8 protein-coding genes are annotated in these 10,706 nt (G+C 61.6%); 2 read left to right on the plus strand and 6 right to left on the minus strand.

Annotated elements, in window-relative coordinates:
* Window positions 1–184 precede the first annotated feature (184 nt).
* Window positions 185–499: a hypothetical protein gene (locus ACESNG_RS05810; RefSeq protein WP_373068155.1), complete on the plus strand. Its 315-nt coding sequence runs from the start codon at window positions 185–187 to the stop codon at window positions 497–499.
* 11 nt (window positions 500–510) lie between these two features.
* Window positions 511–1,686, plus strand: a complete 1,176-nt coding sequence (locus ACESNG_RS05815; RefSeq protein ID WP_373068157.1) for a tyrosine-type recombinase/integrase — start codon at window positions 511–513, stop codon at window positions 1,684–1,686.
* A 542-nt stretch (window positions 1,687–2,228) separates the two neighbouring features.
* On the opposite strand, the gene ACESNG_RS05820 is transcribed toward ACESNG_RS05815, so the two are convergent.
* The 6 genes from ACESNG_RS05820 to ACESNG_RS05845 all read right to left on the minus strand — a co-directional run bounded on the left by ACESNG_RS05820 (window position 2,229) and on the right by ACESNG_RS05845 (window position 10,299).
* On the minus strand, window positions 2,229–3,680 hold the full coding sequence (locus tag ACESNG_RS05820; RefSeq protein ID WP_373068159.1) for a hypothetical protein: 1,452 nt from the start codon (window positions 3,678–3,680) through the stop codon (window positions 2,229–2,231).
* Between the two features lie 72 nt (window positions 3,681–3,752).
* A complete protein-coding gene (locus tag ACESNG_RS05825) occupies window positions 3,753–3,977 on the minus strand; it encodes a hypothetical protein (RefSeq protein WP_373068161.1) in 225 nt (74 codons plus the stop codon).
* Between the two features lie 41 nt (window positions 3,978–4,018).
* Entirely contained in the window at window positions 4,019–4,267 is a 249-nt protein-coding gene (locus tag ACESNG_RS05830; RefSeq protein WP_373068163.1) for a hypothetical protein, read from the minus strand.
* Between the two features lies 1 nt (window position 4,268).
* Window positions 4,269–4,763, minus strand: a complete 495-nt coding sequence (locus tag ACESNG_RS05835) for a hypothetical protein (RefSeq protein ID WP_373068165.1) — start codon at window positions 4,761–4,763, stop codon at window positions 4,269–4,271.
* Window positions 4,760–5,794: a hypothetical protein gene (locus tag ACESNG_RS05840; protein WP_373068167.1), complete on the minus strand. Its 1,035-nt coding sequence runs from the start codon at window positions 5,792–5,794 to the stop codon at window positions 4,760–4,762. Before ACESNG_RS05840 ends, ACESNG_RS05835 begins: the two co-directional genes overlap by 4 nt.
* Window positions 5,795–5,838: 44 nt before the next feature.
* A complete protein-coding gene (locus ACESNG_RS05845; protein ID WP_373068169.1) occupies window positions 5,839–10,299 on the minus strand; it encodes a fibronectin type III domain-containing protein in 4,461 nt (1,486 codons plus the stop codon).
* Window positions 10,300–10,706: the final 407 nt, after the last annotated feature.

Raw genomic sequence — 10,706 nt, forward strand, 5'->3', positions numbered from 1 at the left:
CCCGACACACAGAGTCGATCTGGCGCCGGTTGGTCCAGCTGATGGACCCTCACGTGAGGGTCCATCGGACGTTCTGGTCGGGCTGACAGGATTTGAACCTGCGACCCCCTGTCCCCCAGCAAAGTGGCCTATCCCTGTGACCTGGTGCTATGCTGGTCGTTTCTGGTAGTTCTACCAGAAACCCATGTCGTACATCCCTGCAAAACCCACCGGCGAGTGCGCCCTGCTCGGGCACTTGCACGGTCGTCGCATGGCCATCACAGAGGACACCGAGTACATGACATTGCAAGAAGCGGCCGTTGTGCTGCGAGCAACACCTGACCATGTGCGCCGCTCGCTGCATGAGCGGGGCGGCCCGGCCATCTACTACCCGCTTGGTCGTGGGCTCGTCAATCGGGCGGAACTCGCTGCGTACATTCGTACAACCGGTGTGAAGCCGACGCTGATGGCCAAGACCGCTGACCGGCGCCGGGGCCCGCAAAGCAAGAAGGCCGCCTGATGGGTCGCCCGGTGAAAGACGCTGCTTACACCAAAGGTCCGGTGCGGGTCACGGGTGGTGGTAGCAGGTGGCGGGTCGTGTGGTCCGAGGACGGCTCACAACATGAGCGGACCGCAACGACGTTGGAGCGGGCCCGTGTGATCTGTGATGAGCAAGCCGTGCGCATCGGTGGCGGGCAACGCAACAACGCCGGCGTCACCGTTGCCGATGTCGTGGGCGCATGGCTGGACCCGGTGACCCGCCCAGGGTGGCGTCCAGGGACTCGGGCAACGGCACGCACGTTGCTTGAGGTTCATGTCGTGCAACGGTGGGGCCAGGTTGCGGCCGGCAAGCTGACCCGTCAGCAGGTGGCGCAGCTCGCACCAGAAATGAACGAGGCCGGCTACGCGTTCAACACGATCAACTCGACACTGAAGAACACGCGGGCGGTGGTGCGCTTCGGTGCCGGCGAAGGTGTCTGGCAATCCGACGGGCTGCTTGCAGCGTTGGCGATGCCTGACGGTATCCGTGCCGATGACGTCGATGATGCGATCCGTGAAGGGTCGAAGTTCCCGGTGCCGACACGGGCACAGGCCGCCGCGTTCATCGAGGCGCACACCGCGAAACATCCGCCGTACGGGTTGATGGCGCGGCTCACATTGGATTGCGGTGGGCGCTTCGGTGAGGTCACAGCATTACAGGTGGAGGACATCGACCGGCGCACCCAGTCGGTCATGATCAGCAAGGCGTACTCGGAAACGAACGGGGTGCTACGGCTCGACGCACCGAAAACGCGCAAAGGTGTGCGTCGGGTTCCGTTCTCTGATGAGACCGCCGCCGACTTGGACTCGTACCTACTCGACCATGACGACCGCACCAAACTTCTCTTCCACACGATGCGTGGCATTCCGCGCCCGGTGCGACGCTCAAACTTCCGGGCCCGTTTCACTGAACCAGCCCGTGCCATCTCGGGCTTCCCGAAACATTTGACATGGCATTCGCTGCGTCATGCGGCTATCAGTCGCTGGATAGATGAAGGCAACACGCTCGCCAACGTGTCGCTGATGGCCGGGCATGCGTCGGTGAAGTTCACCCTTGACAACTACTACGGCGCTAGCGCCGACTATCTCGCTGATGCGCACATGCTGCGTCGGGCGGGAGCCGGGGCGGACACGATCGACGGCGACGAGTACGACCCGGAAGGGTGACTGCGAGGCGCCGGTAGCCGGGCACCGTTATGTGTGCGACACCTGTCGGGTATGATCTCTGTCACTGCTCACGGACTACAGCCGGAGCCCATGCACCGCCCGCCTTCATCGGCGGGCGGTGGGCGTTCACCGGTGAACGGGTGAAGCCCTCCCCCACTGATGTGAGGGAGGGCTTGGGTTCGCCAGATCCTTGAGCGGTAGAACCGACAGTGCGGAACAGACATGGTCGGTCGCTAGTCGCCGGCGCGGTCAGGTGGGGTGAGTCGATCAGTCGAACACGATGTGCCGTCTGCCTCCTAATGGGTTGGGTGCCCAGATCACTGTTGTCGCTGTGATGTGTGACCCAAGCCGGTGACATGCGAGAGCACCCGGTGGCTGCGGGCCTCGTCCGGGTGCTCTCAGGTTGTTGCTGTGGGGACTGTGGGCGCTGGAGCCGTCAGGACAAACCGGTCACCGTCGCATGAGCCGGGTGAGGATCCACGCCCAGATGATCACTGACCATGGTGTGCGTGGCGGCTGTGGTGTCGGACCGTCGATGCACATCACAGGACCCGGCCGACATGGTCGGCGTACCGGTGACCTTCGTAGCGTCGGCACAGGTAATCCATCGACACCGGCATCGCATCAAAGGAGCCGTTTTCGACGTCGTTGAGGAAGACGATGCCCCGGAAATGGTCGTTGCCTTGCGGACCTTTGTAGCCCTCGTCATGCTGGTAGAAGGAGCCTGCGACCACACCACCGCGACGTTCGCCGCCGGCATACACGGTGCCGAGAGCTAGGCCTTGTTGGTGACCCATCACGAAGCTTCGGCCGATCAGCTTGATGCGTGCGTCGATAGCGCCACCGTACGGCTTGCCGGTGTTCGGCTGGTAGAAGTAGTGCGAGTAGGCGATTCCGTCGATGACGGCGACGTCAAGGAAACTGTGGCGTTCCCAGCCGGGCGGTGTCACACAGTTGTCAAGCGACAAGAAGCCGGCCATCGCCGGGTTAGCTGACACATACTTCATGATTCGTTCTTCGTGGTTGCCGAAGAAGAAATGGAACGACCACAACGGGTCGGTGCCGAGCGCTTCAGCGAACACCTCGAAGGCGCGGTTGCCGGCGTCGAGGTCGTCTTTGACGCGGCGGCCTTCCGATTCCATTTTGCCTGCGTCCCAATGTGACAGCGATGGCATGTCCCACCAGTCGCCGATGACCATGAACTTGGTGCGTTTGCCGGCACAGTTCTCACGTGCCATTCTGCCGGCCCAGACAAGATGGTCTGTCGGGTCTCCGGGCTTGACTTGTGTGTCGGGGATGATGACGTGGCGGACGATCCCGAAGTCGTTTTCGGTGGAGGGTCGCGTGTTCTTGCATTTGGCGGAGCACCACACGGTGCCGACTCGGGAGGTGAGGAACCGGGCGCCGCATGTCATGCACTGGTAGCCTGGGAGCCGGTCGGCGACCGTCGCCAACGTTTCCAGGTCGGTCGGTACGACTACTGCACGCTTCTCAATCCTGATTTTGACGGTGCCGGTTCGCCGGGTGGCGTGCGACGGGCCGGTGTAGGCGGTGCCTTTGACGCCGGCCATCGCTATGGAAATGTCATGGTCGCGTTGCCAGGTGCTGTCGTTTTCTATCTCTATGAACTGCCAATCGACGTGATACGCAAACCACTCGAAGTGGTCGGGGTTGCCACCAGTGGTTGTGATGATGTCGCGGATGTTGGCATCATCTGGAATGTCAGAGACGTTTGACCATGTGAAGGTCGCGTTGTCTTTGTCTTTCCAGCCGCCGGTCACAGTGACCGGTTTGACGACGGGCATCGCAGCGGCGGTCGGGTCGGCGGCGGCTTTGGCGAGTGCGCGCCGGACACGGGATTCGGTGAGTCCGTGGCGTCGACCGGCTTCCGTCATCGATACTCCGACACGGACGTCGGCGAGTGCTGCAGCGAGCGGGTCGGCGATGACAGTGAGAGGGGCGGATAGGGCGTCGAACAGTCTGTCGGCGGTCATATGTTTACCGTCTTTTCCGCATCTGCAAAAGCCCGCATTTGAGACATTTAGAGCAAATAACTTTGCGTGGGCTTACAGGTATCCGCCCGGTGACCACATTTCGGTGATGCCTGTCTCGTCGGAGTTCTCGTCGTATGCCGACCATTGGGCGAACATGTCGTCGGCGGCATCAAGGGTGGAGCGGGTCAGGTCGATGGTCCGATCGACGTCGTAGATCTCGATGTACGTGTCAGGCCCGGTTTCAGCGACGTCACCGGTGTCGGGGTCGTCGATGCCGGCGAGGGCTGCTGCGATCACGGCGAGGTGCTCGTCGATGCTTCGGAGGAGACGCCAAAGTCTCACAGTTTCACCGCCCGTGCTGTCAGCCATCCGGCGACACCACCGATGTGACAGAACGGGTCGACCGCGACGAAGGCACGCGGTCGTTCTGCGAGATGGCACACGAACGCACCGACAACAATCGCGGTGGTCACCGGATGCCGGCGGCATGCGGCTGTGATGCTGTCTGCCCCTTTGACCATGACGACCACGTCGATGGCGCCGGCTGCGGCGAGTGCTCCCCATGCGGCGACTCCACCTGCAGTCATGTCAGGCCTTCGCTGCGAGCTCAAGTCGGAGCTGGGCTGTGACAGCGTGCGCGTCAGTGAGGAGCCGCTCGAGCTCTTGGACGCGCTCATCGGATGACAGGCGTGCAGTCCGCTCCTCACGGAGCAGGTCGGCAAGTGCCCGCTCACGTGAGGCGGCCAACACAAGCTGTGCGCGGAGCTCGGCAACGGACGCGGCTGATGAGTCACGGTCCGATTTGAGCTCGGCACGTACCGCTTTCACTTCGTCGTGTGCGGACACAGCCAAGGTGAGCGCTTTCTGTGCGATGTCGAGGGCGTCGGTGCTGTCACTGGGCACCACCATCGTGGTCTGCACAGCACTTGTTGTGGTCGCCGTCGTGACGATCGGCTGATTCACTTTGACAGTCATTTCGCCGTTGCCGGTTACTTTGAACTTGCGGCGGATGAGAGCGACAATGGTGCCGGCGGCGATGCTGCCACCGCCGATGATTTCGGGGAGGTTCTCCGTGAAGGTCATGGCAATCTCACCGTGTCACCGGGTTGCAGGGTGCGTCGTTCGCCGCCGTTGAGAGCTGCTATCTCTTTCCAGCGGGCACCGGTACCAAGTGTGCGAGCTGACAACTGCCACCAGCCTTCGCCTGTGCGCACGATGGTGGTGCGTCGTGGTGCGACCACCGGCGGACGCACAGCGGCGACAGGTGCCGTGTTGGTTGCCCACAGCACCGACCAGTTCGGCCCGAGGATGAAAGCACGCCCCGGATGTACGACGAGCGCACCGTCGGTATGACCGTGCGTACCAGACGCCCACAAGACCGTCACGCCGTTGTAGAGGACGAGGTTGGCGTCTCCTTGCATGACGAGCACTGTCGTTGGCCGGTTGGACGTCTCTGTGTTCCAGACGGCCCGACCGGAGACGTACAACACGACGTTGCCGTCAGCTTGGTGTGCGAACACGGTGCCACCGTCAGCGGATGTGAGCTGCTCGCCGCGTGCGAGGGACTGGCCGGCACGCAGAATGTCACGGGCCGGTGTGGGTGCCGGTGTCGAGAAGTAGTGGAGGGCACCTGACGGCAACTGCAACGGTGTCAGCCCACGCACCGACAACGGCCTGTCATCGGCGTAACTGTCAGGGTGTGTGGCGGTATGGATCCAGTTGGCGCCGCTACCGGGGTTCTTGGTTGTCCAGCCGGCACCGGCCTGCCAGATCCTTTTGGCGATGTAATCATGGATGCGTTGGATGCCAAGCTCCGCCGAGTTAGCAATCAGCCATGGCATGAACACATCGACCACATAGATGCGACCAGGCCCGCTGTGAGCTTGTTCGCCGCCGGCACCGTTGCCGTAACCCCAGTCCCAAGCAGACCCGAAAGCGTGGTCAGACCAGACCGCGCCGCCACGGATCGGGCGACGATTGACGCCGTAACCCAAGTCCTGGCCGGTGATAAGCGGAAAAAGGGTGTTGCGGATGGTGCGAAGGTTCGCTGAACCGGACCAGCGGGTGCCGGGCTGGCGGCCGTCCTGCCATGACTGGAAGCTCGAAGCGATCATGCACTGACCGTGCGCGCCTGTCCGCCAGGCGCGAGGGTTTGATGTCAGGCGGTGCGACGACGAACCGCGAACAACTGGTCGTACAGCGCCGGGTTCAGATCTGATGTCGCTTTGCGGATTGTGCCGTCCTCAGCGAGCGCTTCCGCTTCGATGGTGATCTCCCATGACATGCCCGGCCCGATCGTGCGCAACGTGCGGTTGATGATGCGGACATGCTCCACGATGCGCCCGGCAGGTGTTTCCGGCTCCAGTGTGCAGACGTCACCGACACTGTAATCCCAGGGGCCGTGCCCGTCAGGTGAGCGTGGCGTTGACCAGGTCGTGAAGGTGTAGGTGGCGCGACCGCGACCGAACTGGGCGACGTGTTGGGCGCCGAGCGCGTTGCATGCGGCACCGGTGCCAAGGCTCCCAGCGTCGAACTTGCCGACGTGCCGGCCGTACCGTGCGAGCGTCGTGGCATCAGCGACACCGGCACCTGAAACTTCGTTACCGGTGACGATCGCAACTGTCGCCAACGTGTCCCAGTCGGCGGCTGTTTCTACTGTCGAGTTGTGTTCGTTGAAGACAAGCTGACCGCGTCGGTCTGTGCCACGGAGCGCAACAGCAACCACTTCACGAGTTGGTGTGACGTACCATTCGCCGCCACCCAGATCGGAGCTCAACTCTTCGACACAGTCAGCAATCGTGCGACCCGCTGTGTAAGCCATTGTGCGCGTGTTACCGACAGGGCCTGGTGATCCGTTAGTGAAGCCGAGCTGACCGTACGGGAGAGCCTGGGCGTGTGTGACGACACCCCAGATGATGGCCGCTTCGTCTTGTGCTGTGAATGTCAGATCCGCTTCGATACCGCAACGGGTCAGCCATTCGGCAAGACCGGCGCATTGCAACGCAACGGTTTCGTCAGTTGAGCGGATGCTGTGCCCGGTGACAGGTCCAGCGAACCTGGTCTCTTGGCCGTCACCTGTCCACATCTCAACGGTGCCCGGTTCCAAAAGTTTGCGGACAGTGGTGTTTTCGCTTGCTGCAAAGGCGCGCAGCTGGGCGGCCGGGACAGTAATAGTGGCGCCACCGACACCGCGAAGCGCTTCAGTGATTTCAAGGTCGGTGATGGTGACTGGACCCAACGAACGGTGCGCGACCGTCGCAGAGGTGCGTTCCACGATGACGAGCTCCGCAAACACTGCTTCGGACGCTACCCAGCCGCGCACAGTTGTCCAGGGGCCAACAGCGCCTTCGGCGTCGGTGGCACGGATAGCGAACTTGTAGCCGCCACGCAACCCAGGTGGGAACGTCACGGTGACAGTCCTTGTGAGTGGGCCGACACCCGGTGCGACGACAGTGACAACAGCACCTGATGCGAGCGTGGCTGTGGTACCGGCAACACCCGCTGTGGTTGCTGCGACCTGGAACGACACAGCGGTCGAGTCGGGGTCTGTGACAGTGAAGATTTGGGCGGCGGTCTGCTCGTACGTTTCGACGGTCGGCATGATTGTCGGCTGTGGTGCCGATGGTGCGTCAGCGACCGGGGTCACTACAACAGTCACGTACGTCCAAGCGGACGCTGCATCGTCGGAATCAATGGCACGCAAGAAGAACCCGGTGGTCCCGAACCAGTTGCCGGACGGTGTGAAACGGATGAGTACTTGCAAGTTTTCGTCGGCGCCGGCCACGTCCTCACCAATCATTTCGAACGTGCCGGTCGGGGCACCGTTGGCATCGGATTGGACGAAGGTGTCTGTGAACAAGCCGATCGTGTCCGGTGACATTTCCCACACGGTCGAGGTCAAGTTGTCCGGGTCGTAGTCGGCGTCTGTGGTTGAGAACGTCCGCTCGGAGTAGCCGGAGTCCTCTGCGATTGTCGGCATCGTCGCGGGTGTCGGTGCGGTCGGTGCGTCGTTGATTGGATCGACGACAATGGTGACAGACGCCCATGAGGAGAAGCCGGGGTTGGCAAGAGGGAAAATGAGCCCGTTGCCGCCGTCGCCTACACGTACGTAGCCGGTAGCGGAACCGAACCAGTTCGGTATCGGGGTGAAAGTCAGGGGCGCTGTGGTCCCGGTTGGGGTGCCGACGATGGCGAGCGTCCCGACAGGTGACACACCATCATCGTCATAGACGGTGCATGACGTGGTCGAAATCGGGGCTTTCGGGTTGTTGCCATGGTCACCGGACACCTGCCACACGTGCGTTTTGTTGGCGTCGTGTTGGATGGTGGTCCACACTGCGGTCGAGGTCGAGTCCTCATTGATGTCAGGCATGTCACCGGTCGGTGTTTCAGGCGGGTCATAGACCGGGATGTAATCAGTGAAAAGTTGGCGCAGATCCGAGTTGAGGACGACACCGTCGGAGCGAACAGCGACAGCGCGAACCATGAACCCGAGGTCGTAAATGGATACCGGTGTCTGCCCGTGCCAGTGGTCGTCGGGATCGAACCTGATGTACGCCGAGTATGGCGGGATGTACTCGGGTGCCAACGGGTTGGTGTGGTACGTCGGGTCGTGTTGGACTACGACAAGCTGGCCGCGTCCGTACTCGGTGTCCATGATGATTGGTGTCGGGACACCCGCGATTAGTGGGGTGGTGTGCCAGCCCGTTTGGTAGTTGATGTCGTCTTGGGTGTGAACTTCGATACGGAACGCCGCCCAGTTGGTCGTGGTGACAGCGGTCCCGCCTGCTGCGGACGGCACCGCTGACAGCACCGCTGAAGCTGTGCCTTCACCGAAAGCGTTGTAGGCGACGACTTGTACGTTGTAGCCGACCCCGTTGGTGAGTTTGGTGAGCACGCAAGCGGTCGCCGAGGGGAGCGTGACTGCGGCGAGGAACCCGTTGAGGAACACCCGGTAGCCGGTGATGGTGCCGGTCGCTGCTGTCCATGACACTTGGATTGCTGTGTTGTACGGGGTGATGGTCACACCAATGACGGCACCGGGTGCGCCAGCGGGGACGATGATGGCAGGGCTGTTTGTGCCGGTCGAGGTCGGGTACGGCAGGAGCCGGGCCGGGTCTTCAGGGTTGCGTGATGTGAGGATTGCTGACACTGACTGGTCTTCTTGGGCGGTCGCAGGCCAGGTACCGAACGGCGTGTCGGGTGGTGCGACGTACCCGGAACCGCCCGGTGGGACCGAAGTGAGTACGTCTGCTGAACCCCAGTTGCCTAGCGAGTCGATTGTGGCGAGCACGTGCGTTTCCACTGTTCCGATGGAAAGTGTCGATGAGCCCGTCAATGACGGTGTGTATATCGCTGTGCCAGACGAAGCACCGTTGTGTCTAACGATCGCGACGGCACCACCCAAAGGGGAACCAGCCAAGTGGACTATGGATTCATCCATGCTGAATGCGCCGCGTGACACTGACGAAATAGAGTTGACGGTGCCATTACTGGCAATCATCGCTACGAACCCGTCAAAACCGCCTAACGAATGCATGTTGTTCCCAGGCGTGTTGAGGTGCTTTGCTCCGTTTGTAGATACCGCCAGGGCGATACGTCCGTCGGCCATCACCGCTACAACTCCCTCGCCGACGCTGCCGGTGCCATGGGTACGTGCCAAAATGGTCGCGTTGGAGGTCAGGTTGTCATCCATTGCTGACATCACCATGTCACCGGAGGTTCCGGGGACTACCGCCCCTGTTCCGGCTTCGGTTGCGGCTACGCCAAAGGTGCGGAAGTTCAGCAGGACCCGGCCTTGTGATGGCTGAGCCACTATCTGATGAGCCTGTGAAACGATCGGTCCGGTCCGACGCCAGGCGATCCTGTCGAAAGTGTCATTGAACTTGACGATGGCGGACATGTCACTGAGTGGACTGTTGAACGATATGTTGGGCCCGTACAGTCGTCGCAGCACACGTGCCCCGGTGCTAGAGGAGAAGCTCGCGGACATGAACGACGTGTTGGCAGCACCCTCTGCGTAGTCTCTCACTGTGAATCCCTGGGTTAAGGTGCCGACAAAAAGACCGAGTTGTACGGTTGCCAAGTTCGACGTGTTCAACCGGATGATACCTCGGTATGGTGTTCCGCCAGATCCGGGTATTTGATTCCCGTCGAAGCTGAAGTGACCTGGCGAGAAATTGACGGTGTCTGAGCCCCATGCGAATGTCAGGCGGCTACCGTCGCGGCTGACTGAGAGGTCTGTTACCGGTGCGAGGGCGGTAGTGTCGGTGCCGCCGGCACCAGCTTTGGCGACCAGCAATACGGTGCCGGCCGCATTGATTTTCCATACACGCAACGACCGAACCGGGTAGCTGGCAGATGCGACAAGTGAAGTGTTCGTGGCGCTGCGCAACGCGAACTGATGCAGGCCTGGCACGCCTGCATCCGTTACGAACGTAACAAAGATTGACCCGTCATTACCGAGAACCGCCTGCACCAGTGGTCGCTGTCCTGTCGTGGCACCGATAACCGTTTGAACAACAGAGCAATGCCCGGTCACTGCGCCGGCGCCGTTGTACGCAATGATGGCAAACGAACGATCAGATGTACCACCCGCGACCCCTATCGCTGGGAACACGACACCACCAACACTAAGTCCTGATGTCGAGCTGTACGGGTAGACGCGGATGTGCGCACCTAGAACGTTCGAGTTTGTCCTAGTGAAAAAAGGCGTGATCGCGAGTGTGCCTGGTGCCCCAGCAGGCGCATACGAACGAATGTCGACCCGGTAAGCGGGACCCCACACACCAGCGGTGTTAGAGACACGCATGTACGCAGTCGCAGTCCCTGCGCTGGTACACACAAACGTCGCTTTCAGTTGGCGTTGGCGTTGATCTGGTGACGACACCCATGACAAAGTGCCCGTAGGAACAGGAAGCGACGACGACCACGCCGTCACCCCGTTCGCAGAGAACTGGATGCCGGTCAGCGCGCCACCGGTGTTACCGGTGTCAGCGTCAGTGATGAACCAGGCGGTCGCTGTCG

This window comes from Gemmatimonas sp. (assembly GCF_041689975.1).
GTDB lineage: Bacteria > Gemmatimonadota > Gemmatimonadetes > Gemmatimonadales > Gemmatimonadaceae > Gemmatimonas.